The organism is Mycolicibacterium litorale (genome assembly GCF_010731695.1).
GTDB classification, from domain to species: Bacteria; Actinomycetota; Actinomycetes; order Mycobacteriales; family Mycobacteriaceae; genus Mycobacterium; species Mycobacterium litorale.
Map to the genome: position 1 here is coordinate 1,057,495 of NZ_AP022586.1, position 20,149 is coordinate 1,077,643.

The window sequence follows — 20,149 nt, forward strand, 5'->3', positions numbered from 1 at the left end:
CCGATGCGGAGGGTCCATGTGGTATTGGCTGTTCAAGTACATCTTCATGGGCCCGTTGCTGTACCTGCTCGGGCGCCCGAAAGTACAAGGGCTGGAATACCTTCCCCGCTCCGGAGCGGCGATCCTCGCCAGTAACCACCTCGCGGTGGCGGACAGCTTCTACCTGCCGCTGGTGGTGAGCCGGCGCATCACGTTCCTGGCCAAGGCCGAGTACTTCACCGGCACCGGTCTCAAGGGCTGGTTCCAGCGGTGGTTCTACACCGTCGCCGGACAGGTGCCGATCGACCGCACGGATGCGGACTCCGCGCAGAGCGCGTTGAACACCGCCCAGCGCATCCTCGACGCGGGCAAGCTGCTCGGCATGTACCCCGAGGGCACCCGCTCACCCGACGGACGGCTCTACAAGGGCAAGACCGGCCTGGCCCGGCTGGCGCTGGAGACCGGCATGCCCGTCATCCCCGTCGCGATGATCGGCACCGACGTCGTCAACCCGCCCGGCAGCAAGATGTGGCGGTTCGGCAAGGTCGAGGTGAAGTTCGGCAAGCCGATGGATTTCACCCGCTTCGAAGGGCTCGCCGGCAACCGCTTCATCGAGCGCGCCGTCATCGACGAGGTCATGTACGAGCTGATGCGGCTCTCGGGCCAGGAGTACGTCGACCTCTACGCCGCCGACGTCAAAGAGGGCACCGCGGTGGCTCAGCCGGCCGCGCGGCTGCCGGAGGCCGCCGCGGGCTGAGCCGCCGTCGCCGGTTCGGGGCGGTGGGTGGACCGTGCGGACAGCGTGCCCGCGGCCACGATGACCAGCAGCGCCCACCACACGTAGGAGCCGCCGGCCAACTGCCGCCACAGCGACGCCGTGGTCTCGCGGTGTTCGGGCAGCAGCGTGATCGGCGACCACACCATCAGCGCGAAGCCCGCCGCGGCGACCACGGCCAGCGCCCGGTGCCGGGTGCGGTAGGCCACGACCGCGGTCACCAGTACCGCCGGCAGTGACCACACCCAGTGGTGCGACCACGACACCGGTGAGACCACCAGGCCGAACATCGCCACGCAGATCAGCGCCAGCACCGGTTCGTCGGCCCGCAGCGCCCGGCGCGCCGCCCACACCGTCAGCCCCAGCACCGCGAAGCACGCCAGCACCCACACCACGAACCGGAGGTCTTCGCCCAGGCCCAGCCGGGCCAGCGCACCGGCGATGTTCTGATTGGTGTTCAGGGTGGCGGTGCCGATCCGGTCGGTGTTGCGCACCGTCTCCGTCCAGTACTCCCACGAATCGCGCCAGGCCAGCGCGAAGCCCAGCAGCGTCAGCCCGATCACCGAGGCGGCGCTCACCAGCAGCGCGCGGAAGTCGCGGCGCAGCAGGAAGTAGAGCAGGAACACCGCGGGGGTGAGCTTCAGCGCGATCGCCAGCCCCACCAGCAGACCCCGCGGCCACGGGGTGCGTCGCGGCACGCAGTCGGCGATGACCAGCGTCATCAGCACCACGTTAATCTGGCCGAAATCGAAGTTCGCCTCGATCGGCTCGAAGTGCACCACCGCGACCGCCACGACGGCCGCGGCCAGCCAGGTGCGCCGCAACCACGCCGGCTGCGTCGTCACCCTGCTGACCGCCCAGACGTCGAGCCGGGTCAGCACGATCAGCACCGCGACGATCAGCAACAGCATCGTGATCGCGGTGATCACCACGCTGGCCGCGGGCAGCGACATCACCGCGAACGGCGAGAACACGATCGCCGCCAGCGGGGGATAGGTGAACGGCAGGTCGAGCCCGCCCTGGGTGGCGAACATCGCGCCGTCGGCGTAGAGCGGGTCGCCGTCCAGCCAGGCCCGCCCGCCCATGCGGTAGACGTCGATGTCGATCCGGTACGGCGCATGCCCGAGCATCCGCCAACCGGCCCACCCGAGCCCGCCGAGGGTGATGAGGCAGAACGTCCGCCACGCGAGGGTTGGCGCCCAAGCAGGCGTCCGCCGAGTACTCATGTCGCCGACCAGAGTATCGGTGGCCTCCGGCGAGTCGGCCGGTATCCCGGTCGCGCCACGCGCAGGTCGGCGTAAGTTTTCAGCGTGCGTCTGACCCTGCAGCTGGACTTCCTCACCCTCGATCGCCTACCGCTGCTGTGCTGCCTGGTCGCCTTCATCCTCACCTTCTTCGTGACCCGCACGATCGTGCGCTACATCCGAAGTCACGCCGACAGCGATGCCCCCCGCAGATGGTGGCAGCCGCGCAACATAGCCGGCGCGGGCGGTATGCACATCCACCACGTCGTGATCGGGGTGATCCTGGTGATGGTGTCGGGGCTCACCATGGTCACCCTCGCCGTCAACGGGGGAGTACCCGAGTTCACGGCGGCGGCAATCCTTTTCGGGATCGGCGCCGCGCTGGTGCTCGACGAGTTCGCCTTGATCCTGCATCTGTCGGACGTGTACTGGTCCGAGGACGGCCGCACCTCGGTGGACGCGGTGTTCGCGGCGGTGGCGGTGGCCGGCTTGCTGATCCTCGGGTTCAACCCGCTGTCGTTCTTCGACATCGGGATCTGGCGTGACGACCACAGTGTGGCGGCGCGGGCGAGTGTGATCGCGCTGGCCGTCGCGACGCTGATGCTGGCGGTGGTGGTGCTGTTCAAGGGCAAGGTGTGGACCGGCCTGGTCGGCATGTTCATCACGCCGCTGCTGGTCGTCGGCGCCGTGCGGCTGTCGCGCCCGCACGCGCCGTGGGCGCGTTGGCGTTATACGAACCGGCCGCGCAAGATGCACAGGGCGCTCGAACGGGAGCGCTGGCTGCGCAGACCGGTGGTGCAGGCGAAACTGTGGTTGCAGGACGCCATCGCCGGGATGCCCAAGTTCCCCGACGATGCAAAGGTCGACGAACAGTTGGACCGTGAGATCCACGCCGCCCCGGCGCCGCCGCAGAAGGTTCCCGCCGTCGAGAAGGCCGCCGTCTAGTGCGGTTCTTCTACGACACCGAGTTCATCGACAACGGCCGCACGATCGAGTTGATCTCGATCGGGGTGGCCGCCGAGGACGGCCGCGAGTACTACGCGGTGTCCACCGAGTTCGACCCGGAGCGGGCCGGCACCTGGGTGCGCAAACACGTGCTGCCGAAGCTGCCGTCGCCGGCGTCGAAGTCGTGGCGCTCGCGTCGGGAGATCCGCTCCGAACTCGAGGACTTCTTCGGCATCGACGGCGACGAGCCGATCGAATTGTGGGCCTGGGTCGGCGCCTACGACCACGTGGTGCTCTGCCAGCTGTGGGGGCCGATGACCGCGCTGCCGCCTGCGATACCCCGGTTCACCCGCGAACTGCGCCAGTTCTGGGAAGACCGTGGCTCGCCCCGGATGCCGCCGCGGCCCCGCGATGCCCACGACGCGCTCGTCGACGCCCGGCACAACCTGCTGCGGTTCCGCACGATGACCGGCCTGGGTGAGCAGAACCGCTGGTGAAAGCGGGTGCGCGGACACGGTTACCATGAGTGGGTGAACTGGACCGTCGACATCCCCATCGACCAGCTCCCCGACCTGCCGCCCCTGCCGGATGAGCTGCGCCAGCGCCTGGACTCCGCGCTGGCCAAACCGGCGGTGCAGCAGCCCAGCTGGGACGCCGACGCCGCCAAGGCGATGCGCACGGTGCTCGAGAGCGTTCCGCCGGTCACGGTGCCTTCGGAGATCGAGAAGCTCAAGGCCCAGCTCGCCGACGTCGCCCGCGGCAAAGCGTTTCTGCTGCAGGGCGGCGACTGCGCCGAGACGTTCGTCGACAACACCGAACCGCACATCCGCGCCAATATCCGCACGCTGCTGCAGATGGCCGTCGTGCTCACCTACGGCGCCAGCATGCCGGTGGTCAAGGTGGCCCGCATCGCCGGGCAGTACGCCAAACCCCGGTCGTCCGACATCGACGCGCTCGGGCTGAAGTCCTACCGCGGCGACATGATCAACGGATTCGCCCCGGATGCGGCGGCCCGCCAGCACGACCCGTCGCGGCTGGTACGCGCCTACGCCAACGCCAGCGCCGCGATGAACCTGGTCCGCGCGCTGACCTCGTCGGGGATGGCTGCGCTGCAGGGCGTGCACGACTGGAACCGTGAATTCGTCCGCACCTCGCCTGCCGGCGCCCGCTACGAGGCGCTCGCCGGGGAGATCGACCGGGCGCTGACCTTCATGAGCGCCTGCGGGGTGGACGACCGCAACCTGCAGACCGCCGAGATCTTCGCCAGCCACGAAGCGCTGGTGCTCGACTACGAGCGGGCGATGCTGCGGCTGTCCACCGAGTACCCCGTCCATGCGCCGGAGCCGCGGCTCTACGACCTGTCGGCGCACTACGTCTGGATCGGTGAGCGCACCCGCCAGCTCGACGGCGCGCACATCGCGTTCGTCGAGACGATCGCGAACCCGATCGGGGTCAAGCTCGGCCCGACCACCAGCCCGGAGCTGGCCGTCGAGTACGTCGAGCGGCTCGATCCGCACAACCAGCCGGGCCGGCTGACCCTGGTCACCCGGATGGGCAACAGCAAGGTGCGTGACCTGCTGCCGCCGATCATCGAGAAGGTGCAGGCCAGCGGCCACCAAGTGATCTGGCAGTGCGATCCGATGCACGGCAACACCCACGAGTCCTCGACCGGTTACAAGACCCGCCACTTCGACCGCATCGTCGACGAGGTGCAGGGCTTCTTCGAGGTGCACCGCGCGCTGGGAACCCATCCGGGCGGCATCCACGTCGAGATCACCGGCGAGAACGTCACCGAATGCCTCGGCGGCGCGCAGGACATCTCGGACACCGACCTCGCCGGCCGTTACGAGACCGCCTGCGATCCGCGGATGAACACCCAGCAGAGTCTCGAGCTGGCGTTCCTGGTCGCGGAGATGCTGCGCGACTGACTCACAGCAGGTAGGTCACAGCAGGTTCTGCAGGTTGCTCCCGAGCGTCCACGCTGCGGCGGCCAGCAGTCCGGCCAGCGTGACGACGGCGATCACCCAGAACAGCAGCGCCCGTTTGGCGCGCTGGCGGGCCCAGTAGAACTCGTCGATGTCCACCCCGGCGAATTGCGATGCGGGATAAGCGATCTCACCCGAATCCCGGGTGAACACCCGCGTGTGCTGGCGGGGCGGGGCAGGTGCCGGCGGGCGGACGGTGGTGTCGGTGGTGGCCTGCTGGTCGGGCAGTCGGCTGTGATACAGCACGGCCGAGGCGTGCTGCGCGGAGTTGCGCGGTGCGGGCACCCGGAACGTCGGCAACCGCAGTTCCTCGGCGATCTCTTCGAGGTCGGCGCCCATCTCCAGCGCGTCGGCGTAGCGGCCGGCCGGGTCGCGCGCGGTGGCGCGCAGCACGAGCTCGTCGAATTGCGCTGGCACACCGGAGATCACCGACCCCGGCGGCGGGACGTCATTGTCCATGCGCTGGTAGGCCACGGTCAGCGGCGTGTCCCCGGCGAACGGGGTGACGCCGGTGAGGAGTTCGAAGGCCATGACGCCGACGGAGTACACGTCGCTGCGCGGGCCGGCGTCACCGGTGCCGACCTGTTCGGGGGACAGGTACGCCGCGGTGCCGAGAATCACGCTCGTCGAGGTGATCTTGGCCTCGGCGACGGCCCGGACCAACCCGAAATCGGCGATCTTGACCTCGCCGTCGTCGGAGATCAGCACGTTCTCCGGTTTGACGTCGCGGTGCACCAGTCCGGCCCGGTGGGCCACCGCGAGTCCCGACAGCACCGGCGCCAGCACGGCGGCCGCGGCGTGCGGCGGCATCGGGCCGCGTTCGCGCAACAGTTCGCGCAGTGTGCCGCCTTCGACGAGTTCCATGACCAGGAACGGGTATTGGCCGTCGATGCCCTGGTCGTAGACGGCGACCAGCCCGGAGTCCTTCAAGCGTGCCACCGCCCGCGCCTCGCGCTGGAATCGGGTGAGGAACTGTTCGTCGCCCGAGTAACGCGGATCCATGACCTTCAGCGCGACCGGACGGTCCAACCGCACGTCGAGGCCCCGGTACACCGTGGACATCCCGCCGGTGGCGATCGGCGCGTCGACGCGGTAGCGGCCGTCGAGTACGGCGCCGACGAGCGGGTCCGACTGCGGGTAGGCCTCCACCGAACACATGTTACGAGGCGCGCCGGTGGCCTTAGACTCGGTGCGGTGAGCAGTATTCCGGCCGCCGACGACGTCCTCGATCCCGACGAACCCGTCTACGACCTGCCGACGGTCGCCGACATGCTCGGTATGGCCGTCACGCGGGTGCACCACCTGTTGCGTCAGGGCCAGCTGATGGCCGTCCGGCGCGACGGCAAGTTCGTGGTGCCCAAGGCCTTCTTCGACGACCGCGGTCACGTGGTCAAACCGCTGCCGGGTCTGCTGGTGGTGTTGCGCGACGGGGGCTACCGCGACAACGAGATCGTGCGGTGGCTGTTCACCCCGGATCCGTCGCTGACCATCAGCCGCGACGGGTCCACCGAACGGCAGACCAACGCCCGGCCGGTCGACGCGCTGCGCTCGCACCAGGCCCGTGAGGTGCTCCGCCGCGCGCAGGCTATGGCCTACTGACCGCCCCGCGGTCGTGGCTTACTGACCGCTCCGCGGTCGTGGCTTACTGACCGCTCCGCGGTCGACTTTCGCCAGTGAATACCACGCCAGCACAGCGCATCCCGCGGCGATCAGCACGTGCGCCCATGAGTACATGCCGTGCGCGCCGTCGGGTTTGAAGATCACCATGATAAAGGTGGAGAACCCGGCGATCAGCGCGATCGACCGCCGTGAGGTGGCCAGCGCGGACACCACCGCCAGCGGCCACGTGTAGTACCACGGCAGTGCGGCGGGCACGAACAGGACGACCACCAGCATCACCGAGGCGATGCCGATCAGCGCCTCCCGGTCGTCGTGCCGGAACCGCCACCACAGCAGAGGCAGCGAGACCGCGATGATCGTGAGCCCGACGATGCGGGTGACGTCGATGACGGCGTAGAAGTTCACCGGCAGGAACAGCCCGCCGATCGCGTTGGTCAGGTTCGCCGCCGCCGTCGGCAGGGTCAGCCAGTTGATGATCTTGACGTTGCCGGCCGCCAGCGCGGTCAGCCAGCCCAGCCCGACGCCGGCGGCCAAGGACAGCACCGCGAACACCGCCACGAAGATCAGGACCGCGGCGGCGGTGGCCGCGGCGAAGGCGGGGACGGGACGGTAGCCGCGCCGGTCGCGCAGCTGGCGCATCCAGATCCACACCGTGAACGGCAGCGCCAGCCCGGCGGTCGCCTTCACCGCGACCGCGACCACGATCACCGCCACGCCGGCCACGGGATGCCGGTTCAACAGAAGCGCCAGGCCGGCCATCATCAGCCCGACCATCAGCATCTCGTTGTGCACCCCGCCCATGAGGTGGATGATCACCAGCGGGTTGAGCACGCAGATCCACAGCGCGGCCGCGCCGCTGGCGCCGACGTGGCGCGCCACCCGCGGCGCCGCCCAGATGAGCAGGATCAGTCCGGGCAGCATGCACAGCCGCAGCAGCATCGTGCCGGCCACGACGTCCTCGCCGACCATCATCGTGACGAACTTCGCGACCATGATGAACGCCGGGCCGTACGGCGCGGTGGTGGTCGTCCAGATCGGGCTGACGTCGTCCAGCAGGGGGTTGGGGTTGGCGATCGGGCCGACGACGTACGGGTCGAAGCCGTCGCGCAGCAGTGCGCCCTGCGCCAGATAGGAGTAGGTGTCGCGGCTGAACACCGGGACGCTCAGCAGCAGCGGCGCCAGCCAGAACCCGGTGGTGGCGACCATGGTGTATTCGTCGGCGGTGCGGTCGACCACCCGGCGGCCCAGCCACAGCCAGGCCAGCAGCATGGTCGCCACCCCGGCCCACAGCAGCACCGAGGACAGCACGAGGCCGTGGCCGAACCGCAGCCACGACAGGTGAAGCGATTCGAGAAGGGGATCGTGGACCCGGGTACTGCCTGCGCCTAGTCCGCCCGCGGTGATCAGCACCGCACCCAGGCAGCCCAGCAGCGCCGGTTTCGCCGACGCCGACGAGGCGAACGCGATCAGGCGTGAAACGTGCTGAGCTGCACTGGATTTCGGGGCCTCAGTCGGGGTGGGTGTGACCATCGTCTGTGGTGGCGTCGGACTACGCGGACCGGTTGGCGGCCAATCTGGCGAGTTCGGTCAACCCGGTCTTGGCCTGCGGGTCGATCGGCGCGGCGGCGAGCAACTCCAGGGAGCGACGGGTCAGCAGTGCGATGCGCTCCTCGACCGCAGCCAGTGCGCCGACCGACTCGATGACCGAGCACATCTCCCGCACCTGCGATTCGCTCAGATCGGTGCCGATCGAGGACCGCAGCAGCTCGGCCGCCGAAGGGTCCTTCTCGTCGGCGAGTTCGACGGCCTCGGCCAGCAGCACGGTGCGCTTGCCCGACCGCAGGTCGTCCCCGGACGGTTTACCGGTGACGGCCGGGTCGCCGAAGACGCCGAGAACGTCGTCGCGCAGCTGGAACGCCACCCCGATGTCGGTGCCCAGCTGGTGGAAGATCTCCTGCACGTCGGGCCGGTCGGCGGCCGCGGCCGCGCCCAGCTGCAGCGGCCTCGACACCGTGTACGAGGCGGTCTTGTAGGTGTTGACCTTCATCGCCGACGCGACCGACACCGCACCGCTGGCCTCCGCGAAGATGTCGAGGAACTGGCCGCCGAGCACCTCGGTGCGGATGTCGGCCCACACCCGCTGCACCCGGCGCTGCGCGTCGCGCGGCACGTCGACCGACGCCACGATGTCGTCGGCCCACACCAGTGACAGGTCACCGAGCAGGATCGCCGCCGACAGCCCGAACTGCTCGGAGGAACCGTGCCAGTGCTGCTGGGCGTGCCGGTCGGCGAACAGTCGGTGCACGGTGGGCAGGCCGCGGCGGGTGGCCGAGGCGTCGATGACGTCGTCGTGGACCAGGGCGCAGGCGTGCAACAGTTCCAGGGCGGCGAACAGGAGCAGGACGCCGCTGTCGGCGGGCCGGTCGGCGACCGCGCGCCAACCCCAGTAGGCGAAGGCCGGACGCAGGCGTTTGCCGCCCCGCAGCACGAACTCCTCGAGCGCGGCGGTCAGCTCCGCATAGTCGTTGCCGATGTAGGCGGCATCGCGGCGGCGGGCGGACAGGTAGTCCCGCAGCTGCTCGGTGACGGCTTCGGCCAACTCGGCGGCTGTCGGAGCCGCGGCATCCACGCTCAGCGGGCGCCCCTTTCTCTCGGTCGTGCGTGCGCTCAGGTGTCGGTCGTGTACGGGTCGGCGAGGGTGGGCGAACGATCCCGGCTGCGCCACGCCAGCCCGCCGATGATGCCGGCCACCACCAGCGTGGCCACCGTCAGCCAGATGGCCGCGGTGGTGAACGAACGCGCGCTGGGGTCGGTGTAGCGCGCCTGCGCGCTCAGCGTCGACACCACGCCGGGGTTCAGCTTCCACTCGACGACTTCGGCGCTGACCTGGTCCCCGTTGGTGGTGGTCACCTCGCCGGGGAACGCCACCGACATCGAGACGTCGGCCTCGGGGTCGCTCACCGAGGTCAGGTCGACGCGTCCTTCGAGGATCACCAGATCGCCGGCACGGCGCAGTGAGATGTCGACGCCCGCGGCATCGCGGTTCATGTTGGCCAGCTGCGGCAGTTCGGCGAAGGTCAGGTCGGAGAACACCGCCTGCGAGCCGACGTAGTCGTCGCGGTTGTAGTCCGAGACCGCCACCTTGGTGGCGAAGGGCAGGTTGTTGAGCAGCTGCGGACCCTTGTCGTCCGGTCCGCGCGGTTTGGACGCGGCGACGATCTGTCCGGACACCCGGTCGTCGGGGGACACCGTGATCGACGCACGTACCCGCACACACCCGACCACCATGGGCAGCATCATCAGCAGCAACACCCAGGCCACGAGGCGGGTGCGTTGTCGGCGGGCATGCACGGGGTCATCGTGCCAGATGCCGGTCTACAGCGGCAGTGCGCGGCCCAGGATGGCGAACGCCCGCGGATCACCGGCGAAGTGGTAGCCGCGGATGACGTCGGAGAACCCGAGGCGGCGGTAGAGCCGCCAGGCCCGGTTGGCCTCCCCGTTGATCTCCGGTGTGGAGAGCAGGACATGTCTCTCCTCGCGGCCGGTCAGCAGCCGGCGGGCGAGCGCCTCACCGAGGCCGTGGCCCTGGGCGTGGGGTGAGATGTGCAGTTCGGTCAATTCGAAGTAGCTGGTCATGAGCTCGTCGATGCGGTCCTGTGCGGCGCCGATCCGCTTGAGGCCCGCCACCACCTGCTGCTGCCACCACTGGTCGGGCGCCCCGCAGTACCCGTAGGCGACCCCGAGCAGCGGCGCGCCGATCAGATCGTCCGGCGTGTCGGCCGCGTCGGCCGGCGTGTCGACCGCCGCGACAGCCTTCCAGCCGTGGCGCCGGGTGTGTTCGATCCACATCGACGCGCGCTGTTCCTCGGTGCCGCGGGGGTAGCGCATGGCGTCGACATAGATGCCGAGCGCTTCGCCGAGTCGGCGCTCCATGTCGGTCGGCGACAGATCGATGAGATGAGGCGCCAATGTCGTTGCCCTTCGGTCCGTCGCGCGGTGTGTTCGCAGGAGTCGTCGGTCCCATTATCTCCGCGGACGGCCAGTGTCCTTCCGGGGGCGGCGGAGGTCATACAATCGTGGGGCGAAGTAGGTGGTACGGCTCAGATCGACCTCGTATCATGACTGTTAGAGGTCCGTGAACGCGGGCACGCACGAGTTTGAACGAATGGCCGCAGGCGGCGAGGAGGGACGAATGCCACTCTCCGATCATGAGCAGCGCATGCTCGATCAGATCGAGAGCGCGCTCTATGCCGAGGATCCCAAATTCGCGTCGAGTGTGCGCGGTGGGACTCTGCGAGCGCCGTCGGCCCGCCGCCGGCTGCAGGGCGCGGCCCTGTTCGTGGTCGGGCTGGCGATGCTGGTCTCCGGTGTCGCGTTCAAGGCCACCATGATCGGAAGCTTCCCGATCCTCTCGGTGATCGGTTTCATCGTGATGTTCGGCGGCGTCGTCTACGCGATCACCGGCCCCCGGGTGGCGGGCGGCCGCGACCGCTCGGCGCCGCAGCCCGGTGGGCCGCGGCAGAAGCGGGGGAAGGGATCGGGCGGTTCCTTCACCAGTCGGATGGAGGACCGGTTCCGCCGGCGCTTCGACGAATAGCCTGCTGACACGCTGAAGGGGTAGCCCCGTCCGGGGCTGCCCCTTTTTTCGTGCCCACCCTCAGGGCGGGTTCCCCCACAACGCCCCACCGGCATCGGTGATGCCGTGAGCTGCGGTTATCCCGGCTCGACCGCGCGTGGGCAGTCGCCGACATGGCGCAATGTCCGAGCGTTTCGGGCCCGTAGTGGGGCGTCGTGGCAATCCGGCGCCGAGCAATGGCGCAAAGTGGGGGATTGTGGGGTAAAGTGGCGTGCAGCGGAGCAACCGGAGCTCCGGGTGGCGCGGGAGGTGGCCAGGATGTTTCTGGGCACCTACACGCCGAAGCTCGACGACAAAGGGCGGCTCACACTGCCCGCCAAGTTCCGCGACGCACTGGCAGGAGGGTTGATGGTCACCAAGAGCCAGGACCACAGCCTCGCCGTCTATCCGCGTGCGGAATTCGAGAAACTGGCCCGCCGGGCCTCGCAGGCGTCGCGCAGCAATCCCGAAGCGCGCGCCTTCCTGCGGAACCTGGCGGCCGCGACCGACGAACAACACCCCGACGCCCAGGGCCGGATCACGCTGTCGGCCGATCACCGCCGCTACGCGAACCTGTCGAAGGAATGCGTGGTGATCGGCTCGGTCGACTACCTCGAGATCTGGGACGCGGCGGCGTGGCAGGAGTACCAGCAGGCCCACGAAGAAAACTTCTCCGCGGCGACTGATGAAACTCTGCGCGACATCATCTGAATCGGCCCGTGCAGCGTGGCCTCTGTCCGAACCGGCCCTGGCGTACTTCCCCGACGCCAGGTCCGCCAACTCGGACAGGGACCTCGCTGCAGGGGCACACAGCCCGGGGGTGGCGATGGAGCACATTCCGGTCCTGCTGGATCGTTGCGTCGAGCTGCTGACCCCCGCGCTGACGCGCCGCGCTTCCGACGGCAGCGGCGCGGTTCTCGTGGACGCCACCCTGGGCGCGGGCGGACATGCCCACGCGTTCCTGACCGCCCTGCCCGGACTGCGTCTCATCGGCCTGGACCGCGATCCGCAGGCCCTGCAGATCGCGGGCGACCGCCTGGCCCCGTTCGGGGATCGCGTACTGCTGGTCCGCACGCGCTATGACGGCATCGACGACGCGCTGGCCCGCTCCGGCGCGTGGGCCGAGGACGTCAGCGGATTCCTGTTCGACCTCGGTGTGTCCTCGATGCAACTCGACCGCACCGAACGCGGCTTCTCCTACAGCACCGACGCCCCGCTGGACATGCGGATGGACACCGATGCGCCGCTGACCGCGGCCGAGGTGGTCAACACCTTCCCGGAGAAAGAGATCGCCCGGATCCTGCGCGAGTACGGCGAGGAACGCTTCGCGGGGCGCATCGCCAAGCAGATCGTGCGGCGCCGGCCCCTGAACACCACCGGCGAACTCGTCGAGCTGCTCTACGACGCGATCCCCGCTCCGGCCCGGCGCACCGGCGGGCATCCGGGCAAGCGCACCTTCCAGGCCCTGCGGATCGCGGTCAACAGCGAGCTGGACTCCCTGCGCGCCGCGGTGCCGGCCGCGCTGGCCGCACTCGACACCGGCGGCCGGATCGTCGTGATGGCCTACCAGTCGCTCGAAGACCGCATCGTCAAGACGGAGTTCGCCGCGGCCACCGCATCGCGCACCCCGCCTGGCCTGCCCGTCGAATTACCGGGCCATGAGCCCGAATTCGTCGCACTCACCCGTGGCGCCGAACGGGCCACCCCGGAGGAGATCGAACGCAATCCGCGTAGCGCACCCGTTCGGTTGCGCGCACTGGAGAAGGTTGCCGGCAGGCTGGACACGGCCAGAAGGGACGCGCCATGAAGGCCAAGCGATCTGCACCGGTGCGCGGTGACGAGCGACGGCGGGCACCGCGCCAGCCGGTCCGCAAGGCGGCGCGCAGGGGAGTCGAGGCGTCCCCGCGCTCGGCGAGAACCCGGACCGGCAGACCGACCCGCGACTCGCGATCGGCACCGCAGACCGCGCCGATCGCGCGGCCCGCGGAGCTGCCGGCACGGCCGAAGAACGCCAGCCAGGCCAAGGCCCGCGCCAAGGCCCGGAAGGCCAAGGCGCCCAAGGTCGTCCGCCCGCCGCTGCGGGAGCGGTTACTGCTCAGACTGTCGTCGGTCGAACTGAACCCGAAGGCCCTGATCGCCCGGGTGCCGTTCGTGGTGCTGGTCATCGGCTCACTCGGCCTCGGTCTCGGCATCACGCTGTGGCTGTCGACCGGCGCGGCCGAACGGTCCTACCAGCTCGGCGAGGCCCGCGAGACCAATCAGGCACTGGCACAACAGAAAGAGGCCCTCGAGCGCGACGTCCTCGAGGCACAGGCGGCGCCCGCCCTGGCCGAAGCCGCCCGCAACCTCGGCATGATCCCGTCCCGCGACACCGCCCACCTGGTACAGGATCCGGCGGGCAACTGGGTGGTGGTCGGCACCCCCAAACCGGCCGAAGGTGTCCCGCCGCCGCCGCTGAACACCCCGATCCCCGACGCGACACCCGCGCCGCCGCGACCGCCCGCCCAGGCCGCGCCCCGTGCGATCGACCCGCGAGCCGTCGACCCGCGCGAGGTGCCCGTGCGGGTGACCACCAGGCCGCAGGCCCCGACCGCCGCCGCCGGTGACGTGCCGCACCTCGCACCCGGCGCCCAGCCGCCGGTCCCGGGGCCCGCCGCCGCACCTCTCGACGCGGCACCGGCACCGGTCGCCCCGGTACCGGCACCCGCGGCCGCACCTCTCGACGCGGCGCCCGCACCGATCGCCCCGGCCGACCCGGCCGTGGTGCCGTCCGCCCCGGCGCCCGCACCGGTCGACCCGGCGCTGATCGCCCCGGCGCCGGCGCCGGTACCGCTGGGCCTCGACCACCTCGCCGCACCGCAGGCGCCCGTGCAACCCGGACCGCCGGCATGAGCCCCCGCCGCGACCGGCAGCCCGGCGCGCCCCGGCGCACCCGCGCGCCCAAGGCGTCCCCGCAGGGCCGCTCGGCCAAGGCGCGCCGGACCCGCAAGGCGGTGACGAGCGACTCCGGGCTCAGCAGTTCGTCATTCGTCTTCCGGCACCGCGCAGGCAACGCGGTCATCTTCGTCCTGCTGCTCGTCGCGGGCACCCAGCTGTTCAACCTGCAGGTGCCTCGCGCGGAGGGGTTACGTGCCGAGGCGGCGAGCCAGCTCAAGGTCACCGACGTGCAGAAGGCGGTGCGGGGCAGCATCGTCGACCGCAACCAGGACAAGCTGGCGTTCACCATCGAGGCGCGGGCGTTGACCTTCCAGCCGGTCAGGGTGCGCAAGCAACTCGAGGAGGCGCGCGCGAAGTCGGAGGAGGCCCCTGAGCCGAAACGCCGGCTCGCCGAGATCGCCGACGAGGTCGCGGCACGGCTGAACAACAAGCCCGACGCGAAAACCGTGCTGCGCAAGCTCAACAGCAACGAGACCTTCGTCTACCTCGCGCGTGCGGTCGATCCGGTGATCTCGGATGCCATCACCGAGAAGTTCCCCGAGGTGGGCTCCGAGCGCCAGGACATCCGGCAGTATCCGGGCGGCTCGCTGGCGGCCAACATCGTCGGCGGCATCGACTGGGACGGCCACGGCCTGCTGGGTCTGGAGGATTCACTCGACGCGGTGCTGGCCGGCACCGACGGCTCGGTCACCTACGACCGTGGCTCCGACGGCGTGGTCATCCCCGGCAGCTACCGCAACCGCCACGACGCGGTCGACGGTTCGACGGTCCAGCTGACCATCGACGACGACATCCAGTTCTATGTCCAGCAGCAGGTGCAGATGGCCAAGGACGCCTCGGGCGCCAAGAACGTCTCGGCCGTCGTGCTCGACGCGAAAACCGCTGAGGTGCTGGCGATGTCGAACGACAGCACCTTCGACCCCAGCCAGGACATCGGTCGTCAGGAGAACCGCCAGATCGGCAACCTGCCGGTGTCCTCGCCGTTCGAGCCGGGGTCGGTCAACAAGATCATCACCGCCGCCGCGGCCATCGAGTACGGGCTGACCAACCCCGACGAGGTGCTGCAGGTGCCGGGCTCCATCCACATGGGCGGCGTCACCGTCAGCGACGCGTGGAACCACGGCACCATGCCGTACACCACCACCGGCGTGTTCGGGAAGTCGTCGAACGTCGGCACCCTGATGCTCGCCGAGCGCGTGGGGCAGGAACGGTTCGCCGAGATGCTCAAGAAGTTCGGTCTCGGCCAGCGCACCGGTGTGGGGCTACCCGGTGAGAGCGCGGGTCTGGTGCCGCCGATCCACCAGTGGTCGGGCAGCTCGTTCTCCAACCTGCCCATCGGACAAGGTCTTTCGATGACGCTGCTCCAGATGGCCGGGATGTACCAGGCGATCGCCAACGACGGCGTGCGCGTCCCGCCGCGTGTCCTCAAGGCCACCATCGCACCCGACGGCACCCGCACCGAGGAGGAGCGGCCCGAGGGTGTCCGCGTGGTGTCGCCGCAGACCGCGCAGACCGTGCGCAACATGTTCCGCTCCGTCGTGCAGCGCGATCCGATGGGGGAGCAGCAGGGCACCGGGCCCGCCGCCGCGGTCGAGGGCTACCAGATCGCGGGCAAGACCGGCACCGCCCAGCAGATCAACCCGGCCTGCGGCTGCTACTACAGCGACGTCTACTGGATCACCTTCGCGGGGATGGCCACCGTCGACGACCCCCGGTACGTGATCGGGATCATGATGGACGCGCCGCACCGTGCCGCCGACGGCTCTCCGGGTTCCTCGGCCGCCCCGCTGTTCCACAACATCGCCTCGTGGCTGCTGCAGCGGGAGAACGTGCCGCTCTCGCCGCCCGGCACGCCGCTGACCCTGCAGGCGACCTGACCGACGAGGCAGGCCGGTCGGGGCTGGGTACTGTGTCAGGGCCATGAAGCTGCGCCCCAGCCATCCCGCCGGACACGCGCTCGGTGCCCTCGCCGAGCAGGTGCAGGCGGTTCCCGCCGCCGGAGTTCCGGTACCCGACATCCGGGTCACCGGGGTGACGCTGCGCGGCCAGGACGCCGTGGCCGGCGACCTGTTCGCCGCGCTGCCCGGTTCGTCCGCGCACGGCGCCCGATTCGTCGGCGAGGCGGTCGCGGGAGGTGCGGTCGCCGTGCTCACCGATGCCGCCGGGGCGGGCATGCTGGGAGCGGACGCGACGGTCCCGGTGCTCGTCCACCCCGAACCCCGCGCGGTGCTCGGTGAAGTGGCGTCGACCGTCTACGGCCATCCGTCGCGGCAGCTGCGCGTCGTCGGCGTGACCGGCACCTCGGGGAAGACCACCACCACCTACCTCATCGAGGCCGGCCTGCGGGCGGCCGGCCGGGTGGCCGGGCTGATCGGCACCGTCGGCATCCGCATCGACGGCCGCGACCAGCCCAGCGCGCTGACCACCCCGGAGGCCCCGGACCTGCAGGCGCTGCTCGCCGTGATGGTCGAACAGGGCGCCGACACCGTGGTGATGGAGGTGTCCAGCCACGCGCTGACCCTCGGCCGGGTCGACGGCGTCCACTTCGCGGCGGGTGGATTCACCAACCTGTCCCGCGACCACCTCGACTTCCATCCGACGATGGAGGACTACTTCGAGGCCAAGGCGCGGCTGTTCGACCCGCGGTCCAGCGTGCACGCCGAGGTGTCGGTGGTGTGCGTCGACGACGACGCGGGCCGGGCGATGGCCACCCGCGCCCACCGCGCGCTGACGGTCAGCGCCGCCGGCCGGCCGGCGGATTGGCGCGCCGAGGACATCCGCGCCGTCGAGGCGGGCGCGCAGGAGTTCACCGCCGTCGACCCGGCGGGCGTGCACCACGGACTGCGGATCGGCCTGCCCGGCCACTACAACGTCGCGAACTGCCTGCTGGCCGCGGCGCTGCTCGACGCCGTCGACGTCTCGCCCGAACAGGCCGCGCCCGGTCTGCGCACCGCGACGGTCCCCGGCCGGCTCGAAGCAGTGGACCGCGGACAGGACTTCCTCGCGCTCGTCGATTACGCGCACAAACCCGGCGCGCTGCGTGCGGTGCTGGAGACGCTGCGCGGCCAGGGTTCCGGCGGGCAGGAGCGAAGCGACCAGCGGATCGGCACCGGACGGGTGGCCGTGGTGTTCGGGGCGGGCGGCAACCGCGACGCCGGCAAGCGCGAACCGATGGGGCGGGTCGCCGCCGAACTGGCCGATCTGGTGGTCGTCACCGACGACAACCCCCGCGACGAGGATCCGGCCACCATCCGGTCGGCGATCGTGGCCGGCGCTCGCGCAGTCGGCGGCAGCGCGGACATCGTCGAGATCGGAGACCGGCGCGAGGCGATCGGCCACGCCGTGAGCTGGGCGCGGCCCGGCGACATCGTGCTGATCGCCGGCAAGGGCCACGAGACCGGCCAGACCGCAGGTGGCACCACCCGCCCGTTCGACGACCGCGTCGAACTGGCCGAACTGTTGGAGAAGCGCGGGTGATCGAACTGACCCTGGCCCGGGTGGCCGAGATCGTCGGCGGTCGGCTGGCCGACATCACGCCCGAGGAGGCGGCCGCCACGCGGATCACCGGCACCGTCGAATTCGACTCGCGCGCCGTCACCGCCGGGGGGTTGTTCCTCGCGCTGCCGGGCGCCCGCTCCGACGGCCACGACTTCGCCGCCGCCGCGGTCGCCGCGGGGGCGGCGGCGGTGCTGGCCGCCCGCCCGGTGGGGGTGCCCGCCGTGATCGCCCCGCCCGCCGAGGGGCCCGAGGGCGCCGGGGTGCTCGAATTCGATACCGACGGTGCGGGTGCCGCGGTGCTGGCGGCGCTGGCACGACTGGCCGCCGCGGTCGCCGCCGAGCTGGTCGACGGCGGGTTGCGCATCGTCGGGATCACCGGATCGTCGGGCAAGACCTCGACGAAGGATCTGGTGGCCGCGGTGCTGGCCCCGCTCGGTGAGGTGGTGGCCCCGCCCGGCTCGTTCAACAACGAACTGGGCCACCCGTGGACGGTGCTGCGCGCCGACCGGTCGACGGACTTCCTCGTGCTCGAGATGTCGGCCAGGCACCCGGGCAACATCGCCGCGCTGGCGCGGATCGCGACGCCGTCGATCGCCGTCGTGCTCAACGTGGGCACCGCGCACCTCGGCGAGTTCGGCTCCCGCGAAGCCATCGCCGCCACCAAATCCGAACTGCCACAATCTGTTCCGGCCAACGGCGTGGTGATCCTCAACGCCGACGACAGCGCCGTGGCCGCGATGGCCGACGTGACCGCCGCCAGGGTGGTGCGGGTCTCGCGCGACAGCCGCGCGGACGTCTGGGCCGACGCGGTGACCCTCGACGAACTGGCCCGGCCGCGCTTCACCCTGCACACCGCCGGCGGCGAGGTGCCGGTGGAGCTCGCCGTCCACGGCGACCACCAGGTGTCCAACGCGCTGTGCGCGGCGGCCGTCGCGCTGGAGTGCGGGGCCACCCTCGAGCAGGTGGCGACCGCGCTCGGCGGTGCGGGCCCGGTGTCACGGCACCGCATGCAGGTGACCACGCGCCCCGACGGCGTCACCATCGTCAACGACGCCTACAACGCCAACCCGGACTCCATGCGGGCCGGCCTCAAGGCGCTGGCCTGGATGGCCCGCTCGGGCGATGCGCGGCGCCGGAGCTGGGCGGTGCTCGGCGAGATGGCCGAACTCGGCGACGACTCGATATCCGAGCACGACAACATCGGCCGGCTGGCGGTGCGCTTAGATGTGTCACGACTCATCGTCGTCGGAACCGGGAGGTCAGCGAGCGCCATGCATCAGGGGGCGGTCATGGAGGGATCGTGGGGGGCGGAGGCCACCCGGGTCGCTGACGCCGACGCTGCGCTGGCCCTGTTGAGCGAGGAACTGCAGCCCGGGGACGTCGTGCTGGTGAAGGCGTCGAACTCGGCGGGTCTCGGATCGCTGGCCGATGCGCTGGCCGGAGACGCCGAGCGCGACGGGACCACCGCCCGATGAGACAGATCCTCATCGCCGTCGGCCTCGCGCTGGCGGTGTCGATCCTGTTGACGCCGGTGCTGATCCGGCTGTTCACGCGGCAGGGCTTCGGTCACGAGATCCGCGAGGACGGCCCGCCGAGCCACCACAAGAAGCGCGGTACGCCGTCGATGGGCGGCGTGGCGATCCTCGCCGGCATCTGGGCCAGCTACCTCGGCACCCACCTCGTCGGAATGGCGTTCGACGGGGAGGGGCCTTCGGCGTCGGGCCTGCTGGTCCTCGGGCTGGCGACCGCGCTGGGCATCGTCGGGTTCACCGACGATCTGATCAAGATCCGGCGCGCCCGCAACCTGGGGCTGAACAAGACCGCCAAGACCGTCGGCATCCTCGCGGCCGCGCTGCTGTTCGGGGTGCTCGCCCTGCAGTTCGGCAACGCCGACGGGCTGACCCCGGGCAGCCCCGAACTGTCCTACGTCCGCGAGATCGCGACGGTCACGCTGGCGCCGCTGGTCTTCGTGCTGTTCTGCGTCGTCCTGGTCAGCGCCTGGTCCAACGCGGTGAACTTCACCGACGGACTCGACGGCCTGGCCGCGGGCGCGATGGCGATGGTGTGCGCGGCCTACGTGCTGATCACGTTCTGGCAGTACCGCAACGCGTGCGCGACCAGCCCCGGCCTGGGCTGCTACAACGTGCGCGACCCGCTGGACCTGGCGCTGGTGGCCGCCGCGGCCGCGGGCGCCTGCATCGGGTTCCTGTGGTGGAACGCCGCGCCGGCCAAGATCTTCATGGGCGACACCGGCTCGCTGGCGCTCGGCGGCATCATCGCGGGTCTGTCGGTGACCAGCCGCACCGAGATCCTCGCCGTGGTGCTCGGCGCGCTGTTCGTCGCCGAGGTCACCTCGGTGGTCGTGCAGATCCTGGCGTTCCGCACCACCGGGCGCCGGGTGTTCCGGATGGCGCCGTTCCACCACCACTTCGAACTCGTGGGCTGGGCCGAGACCACCGTGATCATCCGGTTCTGGCTGCTCACCGCGATCGCCTGCGGGCTCGGGGTGGCGCTGTTCTACAGCGAGTGGCTCACCGCCGTCGGAGCTTGA

At 70.5% G+C, this 20,149-nt stretch carries 19 protein-coding genes; 13 read left to right on the plus strand and 6 right to left on the minus strand.

All coding sequences use genetic code 11. The features are described from left to right. Window positions 1-16: 16 nt before the first annotated feature. Complete coding sequence (locus tag G6N30_RS04960) at window positions 17-736, plus strand: lysophospholipid acyltransferase family protein (protein ID WP_134060610.1); 720 nt, start codon at window positions 17-19, stop codon at window positions 734-736. Here G6N30_RS04960 and G6N30_RS04965 read toward each other — a convergent pair. Beyond that, window positions 697-1,980: a glycosyltransferase 87 family protein gene (locus tag G6N30_RS04965; protein ID WP_134060609.1), complete on the minus strand. Its 1,284-nt coding sequence runs from the start codon at window positions 1,978-1,980 to the stop codon at window positions 697-699. The two genes, G6N30_RS04960 and G6N30_RS04965, sit on opposite strands and share 40 nt — an antisense overlap. An 84-nt stretch (window positions 1,981-2,064) precedes the next feature. Between G6N30_RS04965 and G6N30_RS04970 the strand changes: the two genes are divergently transcribed. From G6N30_RS04970 to G6N30_RS04980, 3 genes are read left to right on the plus strand one after another with little or no spacing between them, the layout of a single operon-like run. Then, entirely contained in the window at window positions 2,065-2,943 is an 879-nt protein-coding gene (locus tag G6N30_RS04970) for a hypothetical protein (RefSeq protein ID WP_134060608.1), read from the plus strand. After that, complete coding sequence (locus G6N30_RS04975) at window positions 2,943-3,440, plus strand: polyadenylate-specific 3'-exoribonuclease AS (protein ID WP_134060607.1); 498 nt, start codon at window positions 2,943-2,945, stop codon at window positions 3,438-3,440. The genes G6N30_RS04970 and G6N30_RS04975 overlap by 1 nt, the downstream gene beginning before the upstream one ends. Window positions 3,441-3,473: 33 nt before the next feature. Continuing rightward, entirely contained in the window at window positions 3,474-4,871 is a 1,398-nt protein-coding gene (locus tag G6N30_RS04980) for a class II 3-deoxy-7-phosphoheptulonate synthase (RefSeq protein ID WP_134060606.1), read from the plus strand. A gap of 15 nt (window positions 4,872-4,886) precedes the next feature. On the opposite strand, the gene G6N30_RS04985 is transcribed toward G6N30_RS04980, so the two are convergent. Then, complete coding sequence (locus G6N30_RS04985; protein WP_134060605.1) at window positions 4,887-6,086, minus strand: protein kinase domain-containing protein; 1,200 nt, start codon at window positions 6,084-6,086, stop codon at window positions 4,887-4,889. A gap of 36 nt (window positions 6,087-6,122) precedes the next feature. Here G6N30_RS04985 and G6N30_RS04990 point away from each other — a divergent pair, with 36 nt between their 5' ends. Then, complete coding sequence (locus G6N30_RS04990; RefSeq protein WP_134060604.1) at window positions 6,123-6,527, plus strand: Rv2175c family DNA-binding protein; 405 nt, start codon at window positions 6,123-6,125, stop codon at window positions 6,525-6,527. Window positions 6,528-6,545: 18 nt separating this feature from the next. Here the strand turns inward: G6N30_RS04990 and G6N30_RS04995 are convergent, their stop codons facing one another. The 4 genes from G6N30_RS04995 to G6N30_RS05010 all read right to left on the minus strand — a co-directional run bounded on the left by G6N30_RS04995 (window position 6,546) and on the right by G6N30_RS05010 (window position 10,517). Next, on the minus strand, window positions 6,546-8,078 hold the full coding sequence (locus G6N30_RS04995; protein ID WP_134060603.1) for an alpha-(1->6)-mannopyranosyltransferase A: 1,533 nt from the start codon (window positions 8,076-8,078) through the stop codon (window positions 6,546-6,548). 19 nt (window positions 8,079-8,097) lie between these two features. After that, the gene (gene idsA2 / locus G6N30_RS05000; RefSeq protein ID WP_134060602.1) at window positions 8,098-9,177 is read right to left on the minus strand and encodes a bifunctional (2E,6E)-farnesyl/geranyl diphosphate synthase; all 1,080 of its coding nucleotides are present in this window, start codon (window positions 9,175-9,177) and stop codon (window positions 8,098-8,100) included. Between the two features lie 38 nt (window positions 9,178-9,215). Next, window positions 9,216-9,848: an LppM family (lipo)protein gene (locus G6N30_RS05005; RefSeq protein ID WP_134060730.1), complete on the minus strand. Its 633-nt coding sequence runs from the start codon at window positions 9,846-9,848 to the stop codon at window positions 9,216-9,218. A gap of 75 nt (window positions 9,849-9,923) precedes the next feature. Further along, entirely contained in the window at window positions 9,924-10,517 is a 594-nt protein-coding gene (locus G6N30_RS05010; RefSeq protein WP_134060601.1) for a GNAT family N-acetyltransferase, read from the minus strand. Between the two features lie 223 nt (window positions 10,518-10,740). Here G6N30_RS05010 and G6N30_RS05015 point away from each other — a divergent pair, with 223 nt between their 5' ends. The 8 genes from G6N30_RS05015 to mraY all read left to right on the plus strand — a co-directional run bounded on the left by G6N30_RS05015 (window position 10,741) and on the right by mraY (window position 20,149). Continuing rightward, entirely contained in the window at window positions 10,741-11,145 is a 405-nt protein-coding gene (locus tag G6N30_RS05015; RefSeq protein WP_134060600.1) for an SCO2097 family morphological protein, read from the plus strand. Window positions 11,146-11,442: 297 nt separating this feature from the next. Beyond that, window positions 11,443-11,874 carry a division/cell wall cluster transcriptional repressor MraZ gene (gene mraZ, locus G6N30_RS05020; RefSeq protein WP_134060599.1) on the plus strand — a complete coding sequence of 144 codons (432 nt, stop codon included), beginning with the start codon at window positions 11,443-11,445 and terminating at the stop codon, window positions 11,872-11,874. After that, a complete protein-coding gene (gene rsmH / locus G6N30_RS05025) occupies window positions 11,849-12,970 on the plus strand; it encodes a 16S rRNA (cytosine(1402)-N(4))-methyltransferase RsmH (protein ID WP_407664704.1) in 1,122 nt (373 codons plus the stop codon). Before mraZ ends, rsmH begins: the two co-directional genes overlap by 26 nt. Further along, on the plus strand, window positions 12,967-14,055 hold the full coding sequence (locus G6N30_RS05030; RefSeq protein ID WP_134060597.1) for a cell division protein FtsL: 1,089 nt from the start codon (window positions 12,967-12,969) through the stop codon (window positions 14,053-14,055). The genes rsmH and G6N30_RS05030 overlap by 4 nt, the downstream gene beginning before the upstream one ends. Then, the gene (locus tag G6N30_RS05035; RefSeq protein ID WP_134060596.1) at window positions 14,052-15,977 is read left to right on the plus strand and encodes a peptidoglycan D,D-transpeptidase FtsI family protein; all 1,926 of its coding nucleotides are present in this window, start codon (window positions 14,052-14,054) and stop codon (window positions 15,975-15,977) included. Before G6N30_RS05030 ends, G6N30_RS05035 begins: the two co-directional genes overlap by 4 nt. A 43-nt stretch (window positions 15,978-16,020) precedes the next feature. Continuing rightward, on the plus strand, window positions 16,021-17,577 hold the full coding sequence (locus tag G6N30_RS05040) for a UDP-N-acetylmuramoyl-L-alanyl-D-glutamate--2,6-diaminopimelate ligase (RefSeq protein WP_134060595.1): 1,557 nt from the start codon (window positions 16,021-16,023) through the stop codon (window positions 17,575-17,577). After that, the gene (locus G6N30_RS05045; protein ID WP_134060594.1) at window positions 17,574-19,073 is read left to right on the plus strand and encodes a UDP-N-acetylmuramoyl-tripeptide--D-alanyl-D-alanine ligase; all 1,500 of its coding nucleotides are present in this window, start codon (window positions 17,574-17,576) and stop codon (window positions 19,071-19,073) included. The genes G6N30_RS05040 and G6N30_RS05045 overlap by 4 nt, the downstream gene beginning before the upstream one ends. Beyond that, the gene (mraY, locus tag G6N30_RS05050) at window positions 19,070-20,149 is read left to right on the plus strand and encodes a phospho-N-acetylmuramoyl-pentapeptide-transferase (RefSeq protein ID WP_134060593.1); all 1,080 of its coding nucleotides are present in this window, start codon (window positions 19,070-19,072) and stop codon (window positions 20,147-20,149) included. Before G6N30_RS05045 ends, mraY begins: the two co-directional genes overlap by 4 nt.

Coding starts and splice junctions, on each gene's coding strand:
- G6N30_RS04960 (WP_134060610.1), top strand. CDS start 17: ATGTGGTATTGGCTGTTCAAGTACATCTTCATGGGCCCGTTGCTGTAC.
- G6N30_RS04965 (WP_134060609.1), bottom strand. CDS start 1,980: ATGAGTACTCGGCGGACGCCTGCTTGGGCGCCAACCCTCGCGTGGCGG.
- G6N30_RS04985 (WP_134060605.1), bottom strand. CDS start 6,086: ATGTGTTCGGTGGAGGCCTACCCGCAGTCGGACCCGCTCGTCGGCGCC.
- G6N30_RS04995 (WP_134060603.1), bottom strand. CDS start 8,078: ATGGTCACACCCACCCCGACTGAGGCCCCGAAATCCAGTGCAGCTCAG.
- G6N30_RS05005 (WP_134060730.1), bottom strand. CDS start 9,848: ATGATGCTGCCCATGGTGGTCGGGTGTGTGCGGGTACGTGCGTCGATC.
- G6N30_RS05015 (WP_134060600.1), top strand. CDS start 10,741: ATGCCACTCTCCGATCATGAGCAGCGCATGCTCGATCAGATCGAGAGC.
- mraZ (WP_134060599.1), top strand. CDS start 11,443: ATGTTTCTGGGCACCTACACGCCGAAGCTCGACGACAAAGGGCGGCTC.
- rsmH (WP_407664704.1), top strand. CDS start 11,849: ATGAAACTCTGCGCGACATCATCTGAATCGGCCCGTGCAGCGTGGCCT.
- G6N30_RS05030 (WP_134060597.1), top strand. CDS start 12,967: ATGAAGGCCAAGCGATCTGCACCGGTGCGCGGTGACGAGCGACGGCGG.
- G6N30_RS05035 (WP_134060596.1), top strand. CDS start 14,052: ATGAGCCCCCGCCGCGACCGGCAGCCCGGCGCGCCCCGGCGCACCCGC.
- G6N30_RS05040 (WP_134060595.1), top strand. CDS start 16,021: ATGAAGCTGCGCCCCAGCCATCCCGCCGGACACGCGCTCGGTGCCCTC.
- mraY (WP_134060593.1), top strand. CDS start 19,070: ATGAGACAGATCCTCATCGCCGTCGGCCTCGCGCTGGCGGTGTCGATC.